Below are 21,736 nucleotides of genomic sequence, written 5' to 3' on the forward strand. Positions count from 1 at the left end.
CGACTTCTCAGTCGTTGTTCCCGGTCAGTGGAGGCGCATTATAGGGAGTTTTCAGAAGGCCGCAACCCCTAATTTCAAATTAATTACTGACCGTTCTTTTTTTCAACAAAACCGCCCATTTTGGGCGTAAAACAAACAAAAAAGAGGCCCAAATTAGCTTTGGGCCTCTTAATTAGGCTTCTAACCGCTAAAAAACGAATTATTGCCGTGCGACGATATGGTCATTTTCCACATCAATCGTCATCGGTTTACCCGGAATCAGCTTGCCGGACAGAATCTGCTGAGCCAGCGGGTTTTCAATTTCCTGCTGAATCGCGCGTTTCAGTGGGCGAGCACCGTAAACCGGGTCAAACCCAGTGTTGCCTAACAGCTCCAGAGCCGCATCGGTCAGGGTGGCGGTATAGCCATGTTCCTCGAGGCGCTTATAAAGACGCTCCAACTGGATTTGCGCAATGTGCTTGATATGCGCATGGCCCAGCGGATGGAACACGACAACTTCATCTATACGGTTAATGAATTCAGGGCGGAAGTTGTGTGTGACCACTTCCATTACCGATTCTTTCATTTGCGCGTAGGTTGCCTGCCCGAAATGCTGCTGGATCAAGTCCGAACCTAGGTTCGACGTCATGATCACCACGGTATTACGGAAATCGACCGTTCTACCCTGCCCGTCGGTTAAGCGGCCATCATCCAGAACCTGCAACAGAATGTTGAAGACATCCGGATGCGCCTTTTCTACTTCATCTAATAAAATGACGGAGTAAGGACGGCGGCGAACCGCTTCTGTTAAATAGCCACCTTCTTCATAACCGACATAGCCTGGAGGTGCACCCACCAGCCGCGATACGGAGTGTTTCTCCATAAACTCGGACATGTCGATACGCACCATAGCGTCGTCACTGTTGAACAGGAAAGTCGCTAAGGCTTTGCAAAGCTCGGTTTTACCGACACCCGTTGGCCCAAGGAACAGGAATGAGCCAATTGGGCGATTCGGGTCGGAAAGCCCTGCACGGCTACGGCGAATGGCGTTGGAAACAGCTTCTACAGCTTCATTCTGGCCAATCACGCGCTGGTGCAACTCATCTTCCATGCGCAGCAGTTTTTCACGCTCGCTTTCCAGCATTCTGGCCACCGGAATCCCGGTCCAGCGCGCCAACACATCGGCAATCTCAACATCCGTTACGCGGTTACGCAGCAGCTTCATGGTTTTGCCTTCGGCCTGAGTGGCAGCAGCCAGCTGTTTTTCCAATTCTGGAATTTTGCCGTACTGCAATTCAGACATGCGGCCCAAGTCGCCGACGCGGCGCGCTTGTTCGAGCGTTATCTTGGCTTGTTCAAGCTCGGACTTGATGTTCTGAGTCCCGGTCAGCGAAGCTTTCTCGGCTTTCCACTCTTCATTAAGCTCGGAGAATTCGCGCTCTTTATGATCAAGCTCGGTATTAAGCATCTCCAGACGCTTAACGCTGGCGTCATCTGACTCTTTCTTCAGCGCCTGCTGTTCCAGTTTCAGCTGGATGATACGGCGCTCCAGACGGTCAAGGGCCTCTGGCTTGGAGTCCATCTGCATACGAATGCTGGAAGCCGCCTCGTCAATCAGGTCAATGGCTTTATCGGGCAACTGACGATCCGAAATGTAGCGATGCGACAGGGTCGCGGCCGCCACAATGGCCGGGTCAGTGATCTGCACGTGGTGGTGCAGCTCGTAGCGCTCTTTTAAGCCACGCAAGATGGCGACGGTGTCTTCTACAGATGGCTCGGCCACAAACACTTTCTGGAAACGACGTTCCAGTGCGGCGTCTTTCTCAATAAACTGGCGATACTCATTGAGCGTAGTGGCACCAACACAGTGAAGTTCACCGCGCGCCAACGCAGGTTTGAGCATATTACCGGCATCCATCGCGCCGTCAGCTTTACCCGCGCCAACCATGGTGTGTAATTCATCAATGAATAAGATGACATTACCTTCCTGCTTGGCCAAATCGCTCAGCACGCCTTTCAGACGCTCTTCGAATTCACCGCGATATTTCGCACCGGCCACCAGCGCGCCCATATCTAAAGAAAGCACGCGTTTGTTTTTCAGGCCTTCCGGCACTTCACCATTAATGATGCGCTGGGCCAGGCCTTCGGCAATGGCGGTCTTACCTACACCCGGCTCACCAATCAGAACGGGGTTGTTTTTGGTACGACGCTGCAATACCTGAATGGTGCGGCGAATCTCTTCATCACGCCCAATAACCGGGTCGAGTTTGCCAAGCTCCGCGCGCTCGGTCAGATCAATAGTGTATTTTTTCAAAGCCTGACGCTGGTCTTCAGCACCCTGATCATCCACTTTGTCACCACCTCTCATTTGATCTATTGCTGTACTGATTTTTTCAACCGTTGCCCCGCTGGCTTTCAACAGATCGGTCAAGCTACCGCGATCTTTAAGAACGGCCAGTACAAAGAGTTCGGATGAAATGAATTTATCTGCGCGTTGCTGCGCTAACTTGTCACAAAGATTTAAAACGCGTACCAGTTCACTGGATGGTTGAACATCACCACCGGTACCTTCAACTTGCGGCAGTCGCCCCAGAGCCTGTTCGACGTCCGTGCGCAATTTCGGGGTATCAATCCCGGCAGCGGTAAGTAACGGACGAACGGTCCCGCCTTCCTGAGTAAGCAGAGCGCTCATCAGGTGAACAGGTTCGATAAACTGGTTGTCGCGCCCAAGTGCGAGAGACTGGGCGTCGGCGAGGGCAAGCTGGAATTTACTAGTAAGACGATCCAGACGCATAACACCTCCAATACTGAACAAAATTGCTACTGGAGATTAGATGAGGTCAACCCTCACGTTTTCAAGGTTATCTTGCCAGTATAAATTGAGTACAACGTTAGGCGTCCGTGGATCGTCTTGATTCAATAGGTTATATCAGCCAAATTAAACTTGCCAGCCGGCCAGTCGTAACCTCTCTGCGGTAAGAGTAAAATTTTGTGCTGTCGCTTACAGTACAGAACTCTCCACCATAGATGTCAGTCACGCCGCTCGCGCGTAAACGCAAACGGGCCAGTTGGTAGATATCAGCCAAGAATTTTTGCCCTTTAGGCACAAAAGCCTGAGCGGCTAGAGGATCGATTGCCATGAAAGCGTCGCGAACTTCTCCCCCCACTTCAAACTGCTGCGGCCCAATTGCAGGTCCGAGCCAAGCCATAATGTCAGTTGGCTCGGCAGCAAACTCAGCCAGGGTATTTTCGAGAATTCCCGCACACAGTCCTCTCCAACCGGCGTGAGCAGCCGCCACTTCATCACCCGACTTGGTGGTGAACAGCACCGGCAGGCAGTCCGCCGTCATTACACAGCAGACGACGCCCGGCTCTTGAGTATAAACCGCGTCGGCAACTAAAGTGATTTCTTGGGAAGTGTTTTGGGTGAGGCGAATAACCTGCGTGCCATGTACCTGCTCCAGCCAGTGCGGGGCGGTGGGAAGTTCGGCAAATTCGATCAGGCGCTGGCGGTTAGTAAGGACTGACTTGGGATCATCACCGACGTGAAGGCCCAAATTTAAAGAGTCGTAAGGAGGCAGGCTAACGCCTCCATGACGCGTTGTGACACAAGACCGCACCGATGCAGGCCGCGGCCATTGGGGCAGAATCAAATCGCGCATTACCAGTTCATCTGATCCTTGAACTCTTCGGTATCAGCCTTGAGTGCATTGATCAAATCGACCATATCTTGTGGCAGTGGCGCATGCCATTCCATCTGGATACCGGTCACTGGGTGGAACAGGCGCAGCATGGTGGCGTGCAGAGCCTGACGATCAAAACCGCGCAGAATGGAGATAAACTCTTCTGACGCACCTTTCGGTGGACGCGGACGGCCGCCGTAAAGCTGATCGCCCACCAGCGGGTGGTTGATATGCGACATGTGCACACGGATCTGGTGAGTACGGCCCGTTTCCAGACGCAGACGCAGACGCGTATGAGCACGGAAATGCTCCATGATGCGGTAATGCGTGGTGGCAGGTTTACCCATAGGGTGAACGGCCATGTGCGTGCGCTTGGTGGAGTGGCGTGAAATAGGCTCATCTACCGTGCCGCCAGCTGTCATCGTACCGATGGCAACGGCTTCATATTCACGGGTGATTTCACGTCTTTGCAGCGCGTCAACCAAGTGAGTTTGTGCAGGAACGGTTTTCGCCACCACCATCAGGCCGGTAGTGTCTTTGTCCAGACGGTGCACGATGCCACAGCGCGGCACGTCCATGATTTCCGGATAGTGATGCAGTAACGCATTCAATACCGTGCCGTCTGGATTGCCCGCGCCGGGATGCACAACCAGATCTCGGGGTTTATTGATAACCAAAATATCGTTATCTTCATAGACGATGTTGAGTGCGATATCTTGTGGCAACCAGCGCGCTTCTTCTTCAATTTGCGCGTCGATTGCGATAGCCTCGCCACCCAACACTTTTTCTTTTGGTTTGGAGACTTTCTTGCCATTGACCAGGACCCGATCTTCCAAAATCCAATCTTTTATGCGAGATCGTGAATAATCAGGGAACAATTCGGCCAAAGCCTGATCTAAACGTTGACCGAGTTGCGATTCGGCCACGGTCGCCGTGAGTTGTACTTGTTGTGCCATATGCTGCTCTTGGGTAACCTTGGGTTTTCACGGCGATGCCGTTTAAAATAATGTGCTATTGTAGCTGGTCTTTGTCGGGAGCTTAACGGACAGTCTCCCAGAATAACACCTGAGGATAATCAAAACGTCATGACGCGTGTGAAATATCTGGTGGCAGCAGCCACGTTGAGCCTGGCGCTGGTCGGTTGCTCCGGTTCCAAAGAAACGGTTCCCGATAACCCACCAAACGTACTTTATGCTACTGCCCAAGAAAAACTGCAGGACGGTAACTTTAAAGGCGCAATTGCTCAATTAGAAGCGTTGGATAACCGCTATCCATTTGGTCCTTATTCGCAGCAAGTGCAGTTGGATCTGATTTACGCTTACTACAAGTCTGCTGATTTACCATTGGCTCAGGCATCAATTGATCGCTTTATGCGTCTGAACCCGACCCATCCAAATATTGATTACGTCATGTATATGCGTGGTCTGACGGATATGGCGCTTGATGACAGTGCGTTACAAGGCTTCTTTGGTGTTGATCGCTCAGACCGCGATCCACAACATGCTCGTGCCGCATTCCGTGATTTCAGCCAGCTGATTCATCGCTACCCGAACAGTCAGTACGCAACAGATGCTAATAAGCGTCTGGTGTTCCTGAAAGATCGTCTAGCCAAATATGAGCTGTCAGTCGTGCAATACTACACTAAACGCGGTGCGTACGTCGCCGTTGTTAATCGTGTTGAGCAAATGCTGAAGGATTATCCGGATACCAAAGCAACGCGCGACGCACTTCCAGAAATGGAAAATGCTTATCGTCAGTTGCAGTTGAATGGTCAAGCGGACAAAGTGGCGAAAGTGATTGCGACTAACAGCGCATCTTAATTTCGTAACTGGCATCACAGTCCCAAAAAACGGTAGCTTCGGCTGCCGTTTTTTATGCGCGCTAACTTGATGTTTTTTAAAGCAGAAAGGCAGGAATTCGCGGAATTTCTTTTCAATCGATCCTATCGATAATGCGTCATCTCATCGAAAGTCACAACCCCTATCCGGCAGTTAATTACCTCAGCTCACAGTTTTGTCCGCCTTGACAAAAAGTGACAAAAAAGTGTGATCTTTATCACGTATTTTGTCGCAAAGGCAGGTATGCTGAACCTATCCTAGACGGAAAGACAGAGAGGTAAGTTATATGACACTGAACATTACCAGTAAACAAATGGACATCACCCCAGCAATTCGGGAGCACGTCGAAGACCGTCTAAAAAAACTGGAAAAATGGCAAACTCAATTAATTAACCCACACATTGTTCTTTCAAAAGAACCTCAGGGATTCGTCGCCGACGCGACCATTACCACGGCCAATGGCCCGCTGGTAGCCAGTGCCACCCACGATGATATGTATGCTGCGGTCAACGATTTGATTTCCAAACTTGAACGTCAGCTGAACAAGGCACAACACAAGGGCGAGGCCCGCCGCGCAGAAAGCTGCGTGAAAGAGATAAACCTCGAGCCGCAAGAAGAACCAGAGTGATCTTCAGGCTCCCGCAACATAATCAGCGCGCTCCCCGGAGCGCGTTTTTTATGGCCTCAACCCAGTTTCCCCTCTTCAAGACAAATCACTCGGCAAAACAAATTGTATTGACACAGTGAAAAGCCAGCGGTTACTTTAGAGCCATCTTCATTAAGAGAAAACGCTACGCATGAACACCAAACTGTTTTTCTTCGCATTCTTTTTTACCTTCCCCTGATTGGGAGGCGTTTCGTCGTGAAAGAATGAATGCGAAGACGAACAACGAAGCCTCCTGAAAAGGGGGCTTTTTTTATGCTCATAGTTTGGCAAATTCGATAGAAAGAAAGCACATAAAAAGGGTGAAATAATGACCGAGAATCCATTGCTGGCTCTACGTGAACGCATCAGCGCGCTGGATCTAAAATTACTGGCTTTACTGGCAGAAAGACGCCATCTCGCGGTAGAAGTCGCACAGTCCAAAATGCATTCTCACCGCCCTATCCGTGATAAAGAGCGCGAGAAAGAGTTGATTAACGCGTTGATTCTGGAAGGTAAAAAGCAGGGGCTGGATGGCCATTACATCACTCGCGTTTATCAGCTAATTATTGAAGACTCGGTGCTAACCCAGCAAGCTCTGCTGCAACAGCACCTGAATCAGACCACCTCTGACTCCGCCCGCGTCGCATTCCTCGGCCCGAAAGGCTCTTATTCGCACCTCGCGGCCCGTCAATACGCCGCCCGCCATTTCGAGCAATTCATCGAATGCGGCTGCCTTAAGTTCCAGGACATCTTCACTCAGGTTGAAACCGGCCAGGCCGACTACGCCGTGCTGCCGATTGAGAACACCAGCTCCGGATCTATCAACGACGTGTATGACATTTTGCAGCACACCAGCCTGTCGATTGTTGGCGAGCTGACCAACAATATTGATCACTGCGTGTTAGTGGCGGCGGATACCGACCTGTCGCAGATTCAGACCGTCTACAGCCACCCGCAGCCGTTCCAACAGTGCAGCCAGTTCATCAATCGCTTCCCACACTGGAAGATTGAGTATTGCGAGAGCACCGCGGCGGCGATGGAGAAAGTCGCGGCGGCCAACTCTCCACACGTGGCGGCTCTGGGCAGTGAAGCCGGTGGTGCGCTCTACGGCTTGCAAGTGCTGGAGCATAATCTGGCCAACCAGCAGCAAAACATCACTCGCTTCATCGTGCTGGCGCGTAAAGCCATTGAAGTGACGGAGCAGGTTCCGGCCAAGACCACCTTTATTATGGCGACAGGCCAGCAGGCCGGTGCTCTGGTTGAAGCCCTGCTGGTACTACGCGAGCACGGCATTATTATGACCAAGCTTGAGTCGCGCCCAATCTACGGTAATCCGTGGGAAGAGATGTTTTATATCGATGTGCAGGCCAACCTGCGCTCGGCGGATATGCAGGCTGCCCTGCTCGGGCTCGGCAAGATCACCCGTTCATTGAAAGTGCTGGGCTGCTATCCAAGCGAAAACGTGGTGGCGGTAAATCCAAACTAACTTTCTATTGCGAGAAAAGTCTCCATACATAGAAAGCAAAAAGGCCATCTCGTTTCCACGAATGGCCTTTTTAATTCAATCAATTATCTGAGAATTCAACGCTTAGCGGCGAATGTCGTTCGCCTGACGCAGCAGCGCCCCACTCTCTTTGAGGAATCGCGGCGCGTAGTCACCAAACCAGTTCTCAACCTGCTTAAACTTGTCGATGAAGGCCTGCTTATCGCCGTTCTCCAGCAGAGCTAAGGCGTCACCAAAACGCTGGTAGTAGCGTTTGATCAGCGCCAGATTGCTTTCTGAAGACATAATAATGTCCGCATAAAGTTGCGGGTCCTGCGCAAACAGTCGGCCAACCATCGCCAGTTCGAGACGGTAAATTGGCGAAGAGAGCGACAGTAACTGTTCAATCTGCACATTCTCTTCCGACAAATGCATGCCGTAGGCGAAAGTGGCGAAATGGCGCAGCGCCTGAATAAACGCCATGTTCTGGTCATGCTCGACGGCGCTGATTTTATGCAACCGCGCGCCCCACACCTGCAACTGCTCAAGCAGCCACTGGTAAGCCTGCGGCTCACGACCGTCGCAGTACACCACGACCTGCTTGGCAAGGCTGCCAACATCAGGGCCGAACATTGGGTGCAGACCTAACACCGGACCTTCGTGCGCCGCCAGCATGGCTTGCAGCGGGCGATTTTTGACGGACGCCAAATCAACCAGAATGCAGTCCTCAGGCAGTTTTGGTAAGCGACCAATCACCTCTTCTGTCGAATGAATTGGCACGCTGACAATCACCATTCCGGCATCAGCCAACAGGCTTTCGGCACGCGGCCAATCTTCCTGCTCCAGCACTTTCACCTGATAGCCAGACAGTTCGAGCATGCGAGTGAACAGGCGCCCCATCTGGCCTTTACCGCCAACAATCACGATTGGGCGCAGCTCGGGATTCAGGGTTTTAAAGCCTTTATCATTCTCGCTGGAATAGGATTCACGCATCACGCGACGCAGCACGTCTTCAATCAAATCAGGGGGAACGCCCAGATTCTGCGCCTCCTGACGGCGCGAAGCGAGCATCGCCGCTTCACGCTCGGGAACATAAATCGGCAAGCCGTAGCGGCTTTTCACTTCACCAACTTCAGCCACCAGATGGAGACGACGAGACAGTAAATCTAATAAAGCCTTGTCGACCTCATCAATCTGATCGCGCAATGCGTTAAGTTCAGCCACCATAAAACCATTATTCTCCTGCGATTCGTGCCGCCAGCGACTCGCCCAATTCCTGATGCATAGTACGCAGCAATGTTTCAGTGGTTTCCCAGTTAATGCAGGCGTCAGTCACGGACACACCGTATTTCATCTCTGAACGCGGCTGCTCGGAAGACTGGTTGCCTTCGTGCAGATTACTTTCCAGCATTAAACCGGTGATAGAGCGATTACCCGCTTTGATTTGATCAATGACCGACTGCGCCACAATCGTCTGGCGGCGGTAATCTTTATTCGAGTTGCCGTGGCTGCAATCTATCATCAAGGAAGGGCGGAGTCCCGCGTCCTGCATCTGTTTTTCACAGGCTTTTACATCTTCGCTGCTGTAGTTCGGGGTTTTGCCGCCGCGCAGAATCACGTGACCATCCGGGTTGCCCTGAGTCTGCAACAAGCAAACCTGACCAGCCTGGTTGATACCGACAAAGCGGTGAGCCATTTCAGCCGCACGCATAGCGTTGATGGCGGTGCCTAAGCTGCCGTCAGTACCATTTTTAAAGCCAACTGGCATGGAAAGGCCGGACGCCATTTCGCGGTGCGTCTGAGATTCCGTGGTACGCGCGCCGATGGCCGACCAGCTGAACAGGTCGCCGAGGTACTGCGGGCTGTTCGGATCCAATGCTTCGGTAGCCAGCGGCAGGCCAATACCGACCAGTTGCAGCAGCAAATCACGGGCAATGTGCAGACCGGCTTCAACATCAAAAGTGCCGTCCATGTGTGGATCGTTGATCAAGCCTTTCCAACCTACGGTGGTACGCGGTTTCTCAAAGTAGACGCGCATAACAATGTACAGACGATCGCTCAGCTCAGCCGCCAACGTTTTCAGATGACGCGCGTAATCCAGCGCGGCATCCACGTCGTGAATAGAGCAAGGCCCGCAGACCACCAGCAGGCGCGGATCACGGCCATGCACGATATCGGCAATGGTCTTACGCGCTTCGGCGATGTTGGTTTCATCGTTAATGCCCAGAGGGAAACGAAGTTTCAGCTCTTCTGGAGTAATAAGGATCTGTTCTGCGCTGATATGTACGTTGTTAAGTGCGTCTTTTTGCATGATGGCTGTCCACGGTCAGATAAGTAGATTGCTGAATATCAGCATGCAGTGACGATAACACAGCGCGAAAAACTTTCAAACCACCGATGTAAACTTTTAATTACCAATACAACCACCAACCAACCATTACGTAAAGATAAGTTTCCATTTATCAGTTATGGCGGTCATTGATGTCCGTTTTAATTTCCACACAATAAGCAAACAGACTGAAAGCTACATAAATTGAAGAAATTTCGCACAAGCATGGGAGGACACGAGGCACGGCTCTGAAAATAAAATAACGTGGGAGAAAATAGAGGGAGTGAGGCCGAGATGCCACCCGCCATCGTCGCCATTAAGGCGACACTGACGGAGTGAGATGCCCCACCCTAAATGCGATAACACTGCGAGGCGGGTTGGCTGGAAGCCGTCTTAGAGGTTACGTTCGAGGGTGATGAACACTTGGCCTAAGGCTTTCACATCGTCGACATTACAGTCGAAGGTGGTGGCCTGACTGGTGATTTTTAAACGGTTTCCGGGCAAACGCGCCACGTCATACACGTCAACATCGCCATCGATATCAAGCAGCCAGCGGCCATTGCCGATATTGGCGCTGCCTAAATCGATTATCCAAGAGTGATTGCCTTTAACCAGATAGGTCGGCTTTTCCACGGAAGCGTCCACCAGCGAGCTATCAACCGCCCACAGGCCCTCGTCTTCCAACGCGCCGCCGCGCAATCTCAATTTTGCAAGTTTAGTGATGGCGTCGCCCGACTGTTGAGCATTCGGCTGATTGTCATGCATATCGCCCTTGCCCGTCGCCAGCCAAAGCAAAGAAACGCCGGTGTCGATAGCACAAGCCACCACCACATCACCGGGGAAATAATCTCTTCTTACCCAAGTACTTATCGTGCCCGAGGAGAGACCATACAAGTCACCTAACTCTTTTTGCATGCTGAAACCGTATGCCTGTAGCATCCGTCCCAGCACGGCTTTACCACCTTCGAGTTCATCCAGCCGCATCTCGCAAAAACCTCTCAAACTTAAAAAACCATCTTGACGACTTGCAAAATCAAGTTTAAATTTCATCTATAGCCTGAAATTGGACGCGTAATGATAACAAATTTCGCGCCAAGGCGATCATTATCTATTCATTCTCAACTTCCAAACCGTGAAAACTGGGAGGAAACCATGTTTATGGGCAGCAAAACCCAGCGAGAACAAGGATTACATCACCTTGAAATGATTAAAAAACGGCATTTCCACACCACGGGCAATCAGATGCAGACGCTATTTGATAACGCGCCGGAAGAGTGGAAAAGAACCCTGTGTTTCCTCGCGGGATTGAAGGTCAGGCATGTCAGCATGACTTTTGAACAGCTCTCTCCCGGTGAAAAACAGTCAGTGATTGACGCCGTGCTGGCGATTAAGCAGTTCGGCAGCAGGCTGAATAATCTCTTCAGGTAAGCCTAGAAACTCGCTCTCCACCCTTAACTCAACAATGACGTGTAACCCGTCGGGCCTCCCATTAGCTAAAACCGGAGTCTGGCGGCTGACGATTTATAAGGAAAACACCATGCCCGATTGGATAGACGATGCGCAAGAGTGGCAGGCCAAAGTGCTCGATGCCCAGATTGCGCAGGCGAAAACGGCGGTACGCCAAGCTTCTGCCTTCTTTTGTGAGGATTGCGCCGAAGAGATACCTGAGCCGCGACGACGATTAATTATCGGCGTGCAGCGCTGTATACATTGCCAGGAAATTGCTGAGAAGAATGCCCGGCATTTTCGACACCCTTAATTGGACATCTGCCCTATGCATCACCTTCATCGCGGGCGTTTCGCCCCGACGCCACCGCCGCGTTTTTCCCCACCCGCAGCTGCGCCCTTTGTTGGCCAATGGTGGTGGAATGCGCCGCGCAAGGCGATAACGCACGAAGTTTCCGCGCCAATCTATCAGGTAGATAGCCAAGCCCAGGCGGCGCTGAGCCAGATTCTCGCCCTGCCCGCCTGCCTGCGCTTTCCATTGCAACAGCGCTACCAGCACCTGTTAGATGATGAAGGCAGGCAGAAGGCAAATGCCTTTCTCAAGCAGACATTTGCCCAGCGGCTGTGGCCAAGGGTGCAAAAAGTCACGGGGAAGAATCAACTCAAACGGCAAGTTTCGCTGCGCTTTCTGGCCGAAGAAGAGACCTATAACCGCCTGCCCGATTTAAATGAAAAACAGCTGAAAAGTCTGGCATGGCGAGTAGCTGCGCACTGCCACGAAGCTTATGAACACCTGTGCGACCGCCAGCTTGCGCTGACAAGCTCTCCGGAGGATTTGCTCAGCGATGCCACGCAAAACCAGCTCTACTCGATAGTGGCTGGTATGGCGCGTGCCTTAAACGTCACGCCTTTGCACTGGTCGCGCTTCACTGAGGGCAAGCTGGATGCTCACGCCGCCATCGCCAGCTTGTCGCGGCTGGTGAATGCCGACTGGTGGCGAAGCCAGCTCCTTGCTCAACAGGCGCGCTGGCGCGAGGCGTTGATGATTGCCGGAGGTTATGTCAACCGCCGCGTCTCAGCTTATGCCAGCAAAAACGCCCAGCGCGAGGTGCGTTCGCGCCGCCTTTCGATGATCAATTACCTCAAGCAAAATGAGTTGCAGAACGAGCAGACCGGCGAGCGCATCAATATGCTGGAGACTGTTATGTCGAGCATTGCCAACCCGGCGATCCGCCGGATGGAGCTGATGACGCTGATTGCCGGAGTCGAGCAGGTCGCCAGCGATCAGGGCGATCGCGGCCTGTTTATCACCCTGACCACGCCGTCGAAATACCACCCTACTCGCATGTTCAACGGCCATGTGCATTTCAACGGTCGCTGGGATGAGCAGGCTTTTTCGCCGAAAGAGGCCCAGCGCTATCTGGTCGCCGTGTGGGCGAAAGTCCGCACGGCGTTCAAAGATAAAAACATCAAAATCTACGGCGTCCGGGTGGTAGAGCCGCACCACGACGGCACGCCGCACTGGCATCTGATGCTGTTTACCGCGCCGAGCCAGCAACAAACCGCCATCGACATTATGCGCCGCTACGCCTTGCAGGAAGAGGGCGACGAGCCGGGCGCAGCTAAAAACCGTTTCGACTGTAAGCCGCTGAATCGCGGCGGCGCGGCGGCTTACATCGCTAAATACATCTCGAAAAATATCGACGGCTACGCGCTGGATGGCGAAGTAGATTTCGACTCCGGCAAGCCGCTGAAAGAGAGCGCCGCCGCCGTCACCGCCTGGGCATCCACTTGGCGCATACCGCAATTTCACCCCATCGGACTGCCCTCGGTGGGCACTTACCGCGAGTGTCGGCGCATTCGCGGCGTCAGTCTGGAAAACAGCTTCGACCGCCGAGTGGAAGAGGTGCGCCACGCCGCCGACTGCGGCGACTACGCGGGCTACATTCACTCGCAGGGCGGCACCAATGTTCCGCGCCACCAGCAAACGGTGCGCGTTGCCCGCCAACCCCGCGGGCGTTTCAATCGCTACGCCGAAGAGCAGAAAGAGGTGGTCGGCATCTATGCTCCGCATCTGGGTGAAGATCATTGCTACCAGACACGTTCCAGCCGCTGGCGGGTGGTTCGCCGTGAGCCAAATAGCGAAAGAGTTTCCACCGATAAAGATATTCCTATGCCTTGGAGTTCTGTCATTAACTGTGGAAATGCTTATGTATTAAAGGAGCAGCAAACCACTGGGAAGCCGTCAAAAACGCCGGTTAATGGCTGGGATTCTTTTAAGATGAAAAATGAGTATCGGCGCAAAGAAATAACACTAAATCAATCAATTAGTGCATTTCAAAGACACACAGTATTGACGTGATCCTTTAATTAAATAATACTGTATATAAACACAGTGAATGAAGGGCCGCACGGTGGAAAACCTAAATAAACAACAATTAATACTCTCGCGTATTCAGGTCATTGCCGACATCTCGCAGACGGCGCAATGCAATTCGCAAGAGTTCCTTATTGTCATGTCGTTGATTTCAGAACTGGCGAGTCAGGCCCTGCCTGATAACCATAATGAAACCTTGCTGTGCAACGTGGATGACGATCCCGGTCGTAAAAATCCATAACGCAAAGAGTCAGGCGCTTACGCCACCTTGTTTCGGTTCGCCGAAAGTTGGCTAAGCGCGCCTGCTTTCACCCTGTTGTTTCGCGTCTCCTCCTGTTGCTCCACTCTCCTTAAAAAACGTCCGCCCCTCGCCCCCACTCTCTGTTGTGCCATCAGGTTCACAACCGCGCCTCGTTGCGCCCATAAGCCACATTCCAGACACTACCTACTCCTCCCAGCTCATCTACACAAAACCGGAAAACCATCATGAAACTTTATGCACAACAAGGGGATACCGTTGATTCGATGTGCTGGCGCGTTTATGGCCGCACCGCCTCAATGGTGGAAAAAGCCTACAGCCTGAACAAAGGCATTGCGGATTTTGGCCCCATCTTGCCCCACGGCACCCCGGTTGAGATGCCGGATCAGGTGGAGAAGTCAGTCAAAGAGTCCATCAGATTATGGGACTAACCGCCGAACGCGTGGCTTCGGCCTGCGCTTACCTCATCGCGACGTTCATGGCCTGGCTGGGTGGGCTGTCGCTAGAGGATATCGCCTTTCTGGTCGGCTCCGGCGTCGGCATCGGTACCTTTTTAGTCAACTGGTACTACCGGCGAAAAAGCTATCTGCTGCTGGCCCGAAGCGGGCTGAGTAAGGAGAAATATGAACGCCTCAATTCTTAAAAAATGCAGCGCCGCCGTGGTTCTCGGGCTGATGTTTCTGCTGCCGGGCTACTTGTCTATCTCTACCTCGGTCGAGGGGCTGAAGCTGATTGCCGATTTCGAAGGCTGCCAGTTATCGCCTTACCAATGCAGCGCCGGGGTCTGGACCAGCGGTATTGGTCACACGGCGGGCGTGGCGCCCACCGGGCAGATAACCGAGCATCAGGCCGCCGAAAACCTGCTGGCGGATATCAAAAATGTCGAAAAAGGCCTGCAAGCCTGCATGCCGGTGGAGATGCCGCAGCCGGTGTATGACGCCGTGGTGGCGTTTACCTTCAATGTGGGCGTGCGCGCCTCGTGCAACTCGACGCTGGCGTTTTTCATCAAAAAACATCAGTGGCGCGATGCCTGCGAGCAGCTGCCGCGCTGGGTGTTTGTTAATGGCGTGCGCACCGCCGGGCTTGAACGCCGCAGAGCCGCAGAACGGGCTTTGTGCCTGAAAGGAGCCTGATATGCGCGTACTGTTTATCGCCCTTTTCGTGTTGGGTCTGGCGCTGCTGGGGATGATTGTTTACAGCCACGGATTGCAGCGCGACAAGCACGAACTGACCCAAAGCCGCGACGCGCTGGCCCAGCAGCTCAGCCAGCGCGACCAGCTGATCGCTGAACTCAACCAGCAGATGCAAACCCGTGAACAGGCTGAGGCCACGCTGCGCGATGCGTTAGCGCAGGCCAACGGCCTGGTTTGGCAACGAGAACAACGCTTTCAAAGGAGCCGCAATGATGATCCCTTGGTTAAAACCTGGGCTGATAGTGCTCTGCCCGCTGCTGTTAGCCAGCTGCACCAGCGCCCCGCCTTCAGCTCCGCCACAGATTATTTACATTGGCTGTCCGCCAGTCAGCGCCTGCCAGGTACCCGCCAGCCATCCCAAAAATAACGGCGATTTGAGCGCCGACGTCCGTCAACTTGAAGCCGCGCTGCTCTCATGCGGCCTACAGGTCGACGCCATTAAACAGTGTCAGGAGACTTATCGTGTTAAAACCCAAGCAACTTCAACAGCGGCTCATTGAGCAAATCCCCGAGCTGAACGCCCATCCAGAAATCTTAAAAGTGACCCCAGGTCCGGGGAGCGTGGTGGCCACGCCGGCGCCCTCCCTCTCCTTTGAATATCACTACCCCTTAACGCTGGCCGTCACCACGGCGGACCTCAGCGAATCCCTTGCCGATCCTATCGTGGTCGAGGTGCTGGACTGGCTGACCGTCAACCAGCCGGAAGTGATGAGCAGCAGCGCGCGGCGGCTGACGGATTTCACCTTCACCCAGCTGGCCGACACATTAACCCTGACGCTGCAACTCACCGAGCGCGTGCAGGTGAAGGACGCCGACGGCGTGCGCACCATCACCCACTTGCCCGAGCCGCCGCTGCCGGAAAACAACGCGCGACCGCGCCAGGTTTACCTCAATGGCGAGCTGATCAGCCAATGGGCTGAGTAACCTTTTCGGCTACCGCTCGTTGTGCCACGGCCCGCCGGACGGTCTCCGATTGTCGACTTCCCTCGTTAAACGGCATCCTTAATCCCATGAACACATACACACAAATCAACGACATGATGCGGCTGATCAACAACCTGATTCGCATCGGCAATGTCAGCGCGGTCGACCTCGAGAATGCGCGCTGCCGCGTCGCCAGCGGCGATAACACCACAGCATGGCTACCGTGGCTGACCAGCCGCGCGGGCAAGAGCCGCAGTTGGTGGGCGCCCTCGGTGGGGGAGCAGGTGCTGCTGCTGTCGATGGGCGGCGAGCTGAACACGGCTTTCGTGCTGCCCGCGATTTTCTCCGACGCCAACCCGGCCCCTTCGGCCTCTGCCGACGCGGTTCACCTCAGTTTCCCGGACGGCGCGGTTATCGAGTATGAACCGGCAACCAGCGCTCTGACCGTGATCGGCGTGAAAACCGCCACCCTGAGCGCGGCGGAGAAAGTGACAGTCACCGCGCCGCAGATTGAATGCCATGCCAGCACCCGTATCACCCTCGACAGTCCGGAAGTGGTCTGCACCCACAAGCTCACTACCGGTTCGCTCGAGGTGCAACAGGGCGGCAGCATGACCGGCGATATCAGCCATAGCGGCGGTAGCCTGACGTCCAACGGCATCGCCTTACACACCCACCGCCACGGCGGCGTTCAGACCGGCGGCGGCCAAACCGGAGGACCGCAATGAGTGAAGCTAAATATCTCGGCATGGCTCGCGACACCGGGCTGGCGATTGAAGATCTCGACCACATTCGCCAGTCGGTGAGCGACATTTTACAGACCCCGATTGGGTCACGAGTGATGCGCCGCGAGTACGGCTCATTGCTTTCCGAACTCATCGACCAACCGCAAAACGACGCGCTGCGCCTGCAAATCATGGCGGTTTGCTACACCGCGTTGTTGCAGTGGGAGCCGCGAGTTTCGCTGACTTCCATCACCTTCAACGCCGACTACAACGGCAAGATGGTGGTCGACATGACCGGCAGCCGTAGCGATACGGACACCGAATTTTCCCTGAGTATTCCTGTGAGCTGAGACTATGGCGACTATCGATTTAAGCCAGTTACCCGCCCCCAACGTGGTGGAGCAACTGGACTATGAAAGCTTATTTGCAGAACGTAAATCTACGCTGATTTCGCTCTATCCGCCCGAACAGCAGGAGGCGATTAGCCGCACTCTGTCGCTGGAGTCCGAGCCGTTGGTCAAGCTGTTGCAGGAGAACGCCTACCGCGAAGTGATCCTGCGCCAGCGTGTTAACGAAGCCGCGCGCGCCGTGATGGTGGCCTACGCCACAGGCAGCGATTTGGACCAGCTGGCGGCCAATAATGGCGTGCAGCGTCTGGTGCTCAAACCCGCCGACAGCACCACCATTCCTCCTACAGATGCCGTAATGGAAAGCGACAGCGACCTGCGCATGCGCATCCCCCAAGCCTTCGAAGGGTTGAGCGTGGCGGGGCCGAGTGGTGCTTATGAATACCATGCTCGCAGCGCCGATGGCCGCGTGGCCGACGCGTCCGCCATCAGCCCGGCTCCCGCCGAAGTCACTATCACCATTTTGTCGCGTGATAACGATGGCAAAGCCACGCCAGATTTGTTGGCCGCGGTGGATAAAGCGCTGAATGACGAAGACGTTCGCCCCGTCGCGGACCGCGTCACCGTGCAGGCCGCCGAGATTGTGCCTTACCAGATTGAGGCGGTGCTCTACGTGCTGCCCGCCCCTGAAATAGAACCCGTGCGCGCCGCCTCCGAAGCACAGCTTAAAAAGTACATCAACACCCAGGGGCGGCTAGGTCGTGACATTCGCCTGTCGGCTATTTATGCCGCGCTGCACGTAGAAGGTGTTCAGCGCGTAGAGCTGCAATCGCCGCTGGCGGATATCGTGCTGGATAAAACTCAGGCCTCGCTGTGCACGGCCTACAGCCTGTCGGTCGGAGGGTCTGATGAATGATCGCCTGCTGCCTTCCGGCTCAACGCAACTTGAAATCGCGGCAGCCGAGGCACTCTCACACATAGCCCGTCTGCCGGTCCCGCTGCGCCTGTTGTGGAACCCGGATACCTGCCCGCTGCCTCTGCTGCCCTATCTGGCGTGGGCGTTTTCGGTCGACAGATGGGATGAGAAATGGTCCGAATCAGCGAAACGCGCGGCGGTGCGCGCCGCCTGGTTTATTCATAAACACAAAGGCACCACCGGCGCGTTGCGTCGGGTGGTCGAGCCGCTGGGCTATCTGATCCGCGTCATAGAGTGGTGGCAAACCCAAGACGCACCTGGCACGTTTCGTCTGGACGTTGGCGTGCTGGAAACCGGTATCACCGAAGAGATGTACCAAGAGCTTGAGCGCCTGATTGCCGACGCCAAGCCTTGTAGCCGCCATCTGATTGGGTTGTCAATCAATCTCGATGTCAGCGGCGATTGCCTGATAGCTGCCGCGAGTTACGACGGCGAAGAGCTGACGGTTTACCCCTATTTCCCTGAAACCATTACCGCGTCCGGCGCTGCAATCACCGGTTCAGCAATCCATTTAATCGACAACCTGAGAGTAAACTATGACAGCTAAATTTTTTGCCCTGCTGACCAATCAGGGCGCAGCCAAACTGGCTAATGCGACCGCGCTCGGTACGCAATTGAGCCTTACCCAAATGGCGGTGGGCGACGGCGGCGGTGTATTGCCAACGCCCGATCCTGCTCAAACTAAGCTGATTGGCGAAAAGCGCCGAGCGTCGTTGAATTCGCTAAGCGTTGACCCCGCGAATACCAACCAGATCATCGCCGAGCAGATTATCCCTGAGGATCAGGGCGGTTTCTGGATCCGCGAAATCGGCTTATTCGACCAAGACAATACGCTGATCGCCATCGCCAACTGCCCGGAGACGTATAAGCCTCAGTTGCAAGAAGGCAGCGGGCGAACCCAAACCGTGCGCATGATCATCGTTGTCAGCAGCACCGACGCGGTCACCCTGAAAATCGATCCGTCAGTGGTGCTGGCTACCCGCAAATACGTCGACGATAAGGTCATCGAGGTTAAAGCCTATACCGATGATCAATTAGCCAAACACGTCGCGGCAGCCAATCCGCATAATCAGTATTTGCAGATCAGTAAATCTCTGGCAGAAATCAAAACCCTTGGCCCAGATGCCGTTTCAGCGGTTCTTTCAAACCTTGGTTTAAAGGAGCGAGGTTTTGAGTATTCGGGTGTGAGTGGATTTGGAAACAAAACTAGCATTTCTGCCAGTGATTTTGGCAGCGTCATCGTCATTGAGGCAAATGGTCAGACTATAAAGTTGCCAACTATGAATACTCTTCCAGCCGGTAAACTAATCACCATTTACTGCTTCGGCGGGAATGGTTCTCCAGTGGTTCTTCAGACTCAACAGGGTAATTATTTTTCTAATGGACCTGAGGGAAATAGAACAACAACAATAACTCTAACAACACAAGAAACATTAACTATTGTCAGTGAGGGCAGCACGAGCCCAAATTGGGAGATCTATGGGAATGGCACTCTTAAATATTCGCCATTATTTGGTTCAAGTTTATATATAAATGGATATCAGCGTCTCCCAAGCGGATTACTTATACAATGGGGCTATATTAATGTTCCTGCTGATGATAGAGACTGTATAACAAACTTTCCTATCCCATTCGTGAATCTATGCCTCAGGGTTTTTACTACCCAAGATTATACACCTGGCTCAGCTGCTGTTGGTTATATTGCATCGAACAATGGGAACACACCACCAACAGCTTTTGTTAGCCGATCACATCTACCAGGACTTGGTGGATCATATATAGCAATAGGATTCTAAAATGAAAAATTATAAATGGTCTGTCAAAAATAACGCATTCTTCCCAAATGAAATGATCAATGAATATATGGCAAGTGGCTGGGATTTAACTGACGCAATAGATGTTTCAGATGATATCTTTGCCAAGTTTCAAATTCCTCCTCTAGGGAAAGTGCGTTCATCGGATGCAGAGGGAATGCCTTGCTGGAGTGATGCCCCAGCTCCGACGAAAGAGGAGTTAATTGTTATAGCAGAACAGAGGAAATCACGTGAAATTAGTGAAGCCAATGCAGCTATAGCGCCATTACAAGATGCCGTAGACTTTGACATGTCGACTATTAAAGAAACAGAACAACTCAAGGATTGGAAGAAATATCGTATTTTATTGAATCGAATTGACACTTCAAGTGCTCCTGACATTAATTGGCCCCCTCAACCAAAGTAAAAGCAGCCCCGTGAGGGGCTGTTTTTCTTTTTACAAAACTCACATTAATTACGCAGCGCGGACGATATAATTAAAAGTGACGTTGCGAGGGCGATTTTCATTTGCTGTTGGTACGACTCTCGATGCATCAAAATAGAAATCATCATTTCTATTTACTTTGACTGAGGTAGTTGTCTCTATAGCATCTCTTGCGCCAGAGTCATAAAAAGCACCATTAAATGCGTCGAATGAAACACCACCGGCACCACTAACAAATCCGGTAATGTTGCGAATTGCATCCCCCTGATTGCTTAAGATAGTTCGTCCCGCATCCACTCCTTTTGAATCATCCCATCCCCGGATAAATTCCCCACGCAAATCGGGAAGAACGCCGCTTGGATAAGCCGTGGCGAGCTGCGGATACTTAGCTTTATCAAACACCGCACCATTACATTTAAACCATCCCGCCGGTGGCGTCGCCGTCGGCCAAGGGAGCGGCACGCCGACCGGAATAAGGTGTTCTGTTAAACCAAGGTTTACGAGAAACCTTCCAAACGCTTTCGTACAGAATCTCTCCAGTCTGCGTGGCACACTATCCCTTTTGAATTGGGGAAATTAGCATGCTAATTGGCTACATTCGCGTATCAACAAATGACCAAAACACCGATCTGCAACGTCAGGCGCTGATCAGTGCAGGTTGTGAGCAGATTTTTGATGACAAAATTAGCGGAAAATCCACCGAACGGCCGGGCTTGAAGAGAGCTATCCGCCACATGCGCGCTGGCGACACGCTGGTTGTGTGGAAATTGGATAGATTAGGCCGTAGCGTTCGCCATCTCATTACATTGGTCGAAGAGCTGAAAACTAAAGGCATTCATTTCAGAAGCCTGACGGACAGCATAGACACCGGCACCGCGATGGGGCGCTTCTTTTTTCACGTCATGAGCGCGCTGGCCGAAATGGAAAGAGAGCTTATCGTTGAGCGCACAATGGCCGGTCTGGCAGCAGCACGCGCTCAAGGTCGCATTGGCGGGCGCAAACGCCTGATGACTGAATCGGTGGTCGAGCAAGCGAAGCGCTTGTTTGCTAATGGCGAAAGCTTGCAGCGAATTGCTCTCGCGCTGGATGTCTCTCCAAAAACACTCTACAAATATGTTCCGGCTACCGAGCAACAGGCGCTTCGGGCAAGGCTCCGATAGTCTGTAAAAGCTCAATTAACACTATTTTTTTACTTTTTGCCCCCCACCCTGTTGTGCTATTCCCCCCACGCCTGCCATCGAGTGCAGGCTTCTCTCTTTGTCGGCATCCTTGCTTCACCACCCACAAAAGAGA

27 protein-coding genes and 1 other annotated feature are annotated in these 21,736 nt (G+C 53.1%); of the genes, 20 read left to right on the forward strand and 7 right to left on the reverse strand.

Annotated features, from left to right (window positions below; all coding sequences use genetic code 11):
- Positions 1-199: 199 nt before the first annotated feature.
- From clpB to rluD, 3 genes are all read right to left on the reverse strand, one after another.
- Positions 200-2,773 (reverse strand): ATP-dependent chaperone ClpB, encoded by a 2,574-nt coding sequence (clpB, locus tag ACT3RT_RS20750; RefSeq protein ID WP_496203654.1) that lies wholly within the window; start codon positions 2,771-2,773, stop codon positions 200-202.
- Between the two features lie 130 nt (positions 2,774-2,903).
- Positions 2,904-3,641 carry a purine nucleoside phosphorylase YfiH gene (yfiH, locus tag ACT3RT_RS20755; RefSeq protein ID WP_496203655.1) on the reverse strand — a complete coding sequence of 246 codons (738 nt, stop codon included), beginning with the start codon at positions 3,639-3,641 and terminating at the stop codon, positions 2,904-2,906.
- Entirely contained in the window at positions 3,641-4,618 is a 978-nt protein-coding gene (gene rluD / locus ACT3RT_RS20760; protein ID WP_353501104.1) for a 23S rRNA pseudouridine(1911/1915/1917) synthase RluD, read from the reverse strand. The genes yfiH and rluD overlap by 1 nt, the downstream gene beginning before the upstream one ends.
- 129 nt (positions 4,619-4,747) lie before the next feature.
- On the opposite strand from rluD, the gene bamD reads away from it, so the two are divergent.
- The 3 genes from bamD to pheA all read left to right on the forward strand — a co-directional run bounded on the left by bamD (position 4,748) and on the right by pheA (position 7,632).
- A complete protein-coding gene (gene bamD, locus ACT3RT_RS20765) occupies positions 4,748-5,482 on the forward strand; it encodes an outer membrane protein assembly factor BamD (protein ID WP_496203656.1) in 735 nt (244 codons plus the stop codon).
- A 304-nt stretch (positions 5,483-5,786) separates the two neighbouring features.
- Complete coding sequence (raiA, locus tag ACT3RT_RS20770) at positions 5,787-6,128, forward strand: ribosome-associated translation inhibitor RaiA (protein ID WP_353501102.1); 342 nt, start codon at positions 5,787-5,789, stop codon at positions 6,126-6,128.
- A gap of 168 nt (positions 6,129-6,296) precedes the next feature.
- Positions 6,297-6,421: a sequence feature (Phe leader region), on the forward strand.
- 53 nt (positions 6,422-6,474) lie between these two features.
- Positions 6,475-7,632 carry a bifunctional chorismate mutase/prephenate dehydratase gene (gene pheA, locus ACT3RT_RS20775; RefSeq protein WP_496203657.1) on the forward strand — a complete coding sequence of 386 codons (1,158 nt, stop codon included), beginning with the start codon at positions 6,475-6,477 and terminating at the stop codon, positions 7,630-7,632.
- 102 nt (positions 7,633-7,734) lie between these two features.
- Here the strand turns inward: pheA and tyrA are convergent, their stop codons facing one another.
- From tyrA to ACT3RT_RS20790, 3 genes are all read right to left on the reverse strand, one after another.
- Positions 7,735-8,856, reverse strand: a complete 1,122-nt coding sequence (gene tyrA, locus ACT3RT_RS20780; protein WP_496203658.1) for a bifunctional chorismate mutase/prephenate dehydrogenase — start codon at positions 8,854-8,856, stop codon at positions 7,735-7,737.
- Positions 8,857-8,863: 7 nt separating this feature from the next.
- On the reverse strand, positions 8,864-9,940 hold the full coding sequence (locus ACT3RT_RS20785) for a 3-deoxy-7-phosphoheptulonate synthase (protein WP_034787741.1): 1,077 nt from the start codon (positions 9,938-9,940) through the stop codon (positions 8,864-8,866).
- 411 nt (positions 9,941-10,351) lie between these two features.
- Positions 10,352-10,942 (reverse strand): phage repressor protein CI, encoded by a 591-nt coding sequence (locus ACT3RT_RS20790; RefSeq protein ID WP_496203659.1) that lies wholly within the window; start codon positions 10,940-10,942, stop codon positions 10,352-10,354.
- 174 nt (positions 10,943-11,116) lie between these two features.
- Here ACT3RT_RS20790 and ACT3RT_RS20795 point away from each other — a divergent pair, with 174 nt between their 5' ends.
- The 16 genes from ACT3RT_RS20795 (at position 11,117) to ACT3RT_RS20870 (ending at position 20,425) form a co-directional block, all read left to right on the forward strand.
- The gene (locus ACT3RT_RS20795) at positions 11,117-11,386 is read left to right on the forward strand and encodes a hypothetical protein (protein WP_396132782.1); all 270 of its coding nucleotides are present in this window, start codon (positions 11,117-11,119) and stop codon (positions 11,384-11,386) included.
- Positions 11,387-11,495: 109 nt separating this feature from the next.
- A complete protein-coding gene (locus ACT3RT_RS20800; RefSeq protein WP_353501099.1) occupies positions 11,496-11,717 on the forward strand; it encodes a TraR/DksA C4-type zinc finger protein in 222 nt (73 codons plus the stop codon).
- 15 nt (positions 11,718-11,732) lie between these two features.
- Entirely contained in the window at positions 11,733-13,766 is a 2,034-nt protein-coding gene (locus ACT3RT_RS20805; RefSeq protein WP_496203660.1) for a replication endonuclease, read from the forward strand.
- Between the two features lie 52 nt (positions 13,767-13,818).
- Positions 13,819-14,022, forward strand: a complete 204-nt coding sequence (locus ACT3RT_RS20810) for a hypothetical protein (RefSeq protein ID WP_034787755.1) — start codon at positions 13,819-13,821, stop codon at positions 14,020-14,022.
- 245 nt (positions 14,023-14,267) lie between these two features.
- The gene (locus ACT3RT_RS20815) at positions 14,268-14,471 is read left to right on the forward strand and encodes a tail protein X (RefSeq protein WP_496203661.1); all 204 of its coding nucleotides are present in this window, start codon (positions 14,268-14,270) and stop codon (positions 14,469-14,471) included.
- Positions 14,462-14,683, forward strand: coding sequence for an HP1 family phage holin (locus ACT3RT_RS20820; protein ID WP_353501095.1), 222 nt, complete (start codon positions 14,462-14,464; stop codon positions 14,681-14,683). Before ACT3RT_RS20815 ends, ACT3RT_RS20820 begins: the two co-directional genes overlap by 10 nt.
- Positions 14,664-15,173, forward strand: a complete 510-nt coding sequence (locus ACT3RT_RS20825; protein WP_353501094.1) for a lysozyme — start codon at positions 14,664-14,666, stop codon at positions 15,171-15,173. Before ACT3RT_RS20820 ends, ACT3RT_RS20825 begins: the two co-directional genes overlap by 20 nt.
- 1 nt (position 15,174) lies before the next feature.
- A complete protein-coding gene (gene lysB / locus ACT3RT_RS20830; protein WP_353501093.1) occupies positions 15,175-15,600 on the forward strand; it encodes an Rz-like lysis system protein LysB in 426 nt (141 codons plus the stop codon).
- Complete coding sequence (lysC, locus tag ACT3RT_RS20835) at positions 15,491-15,733, forward strand: Rz1-like lysis system protein LysC (RefSeq protein ID WP_441656166.1); 243 nt, start codon at positions 15,491-15,493, stop codon at positions 15,731-15,733. The genes lysB and lysC overlap by 110 nt, the downstream gene beginning before the upstream one ends.
- Positions 15,696-16,157, forward strand: coding sequence for a phage tail protein (locus tag ACT3RT_RS20840; protein ID WP_496203662.1), 462 nt, complete (start codon positions 15,696-15,698; stop codon positions 16,155-16,157). The genes lysC and ACT3RT_RS20840 overlap by 38 nt, the downstream gene beginning before the upstream one ends.
- Positions 16,158-16,243: 86 nt before the next feature.
- A complete protein-coding gene (locus tag ACT3RT_RS20845) occupies positions 16,244-16,885 on the forward strand; it encodes a phage baseplate assembly protein V (RefSeq protein ID WP_353501091.1) in 642 nt (213 codons plus the stop codon).
- Positions 16,882-17,232, forward strand: coding sequence for a GPW/gp25 family protein (locus tag ACT3RT_RS20850; protein ID WP_034787717.1), 351 nt, complete (start codon positions 16,882-16,884; stop codon positions 17,230-17,232). The genes ACT3RT_RS20845 and ACT3RT_RS20850 overlap by 4 nt, the downstream gene beginning before the upstream one ends.
- Before the next feature lie 4 nt (positions 17,233-17,236).
- A complete protein-coding gene (locus tag ACT3RT_RS20855; protein ID WP_485904256.1) occupies positions 17,237-18,145 on the forward strand; it encodes a baseplate assembly protein in 909 nt (302 codons plus the stop codon).
- Positions 18,138-18,752 (forward strand): phage tail protein I, encoded by a 615-nt coding sequence (locus ACT3RT_RS20860; RefSeq protein ID WP_353501089.1) that lies wholly within the window; start codon positions 18,138-18,140, stop codon positions 18,750-18,752. Before ACT3RT_RS20855 ends, ACT3RT_RS20860 begins: the two co-directional genes overlap by 8 nt.
- Complete coding sequence (locus tag ACT3RT_RS20865; protein WP_496203663.1) at positions 18,742-20,001, forward strand: phage tail protein; 1,260 nt, start codon at positions 18,742-18,744, stop codon at positions 19,999-20,001. The genes ACT3RT_RS20860 and ACT3RT_RS20865 overlap by 11 nt, the downstream gene beginning before the upstream one ends.
- A 1-nt stretch (position 20,002) precedes the next feature.
- Complete coding sequence (locus tag ACT3RT_RS20870) at positions 20,003-20,425, forward strand: tail fiber assembly protein (RefSeq protein WP_485904301.1); 423 nt, start codon at positions 20,003-20,005, stop codon at positions 20,423-20,425.
- Positions 20,426-20,473: 48 nt separating this feature from the next.
- Here the strand turns inward: ACT3RT_RS20870 and ACT3RT_RS20875 are convergent, their stop codons facing one another.
- Entirely contained in the window at positions 20,474-20,917 is a 444-nt protein-coding gene (locus tag ACT3RT_RS20875) for a phage tail protein (protein WP_496203680.1), read from the reverse strand.
- Between the two features lie 107 nt (positions 20,918-21,024).
- On the opposite strand from ACT3RT_RS20875, the gene ACT3RT_RS20880 reads away from it, so the two are divergent.
- The gene (locus ACT3RT_RS20880) at positions 21,025-21,603 is read left to right on the forward strand and encodes a recombinase family protein (protein WP_485904276.1); all 579 of its coding nucleotides are present in this window, start codon (positions 21,025-21,027) and stop codon (positions 21,601-21,603) included.
- Positions 21,604-21,736: the final 133 nt, after the last annotated feature.

Source organism: Ewingella sp. AOP9-I1-14 (assembly GCF_052375995.1).
Taxonomy (GTDB): domain Bacteria; phylum Pseudomonadota; class Gammaproteobacteria; order Enterobacterales; family Enterobacteriaceae; genus Ewingella; species Ewingella allii.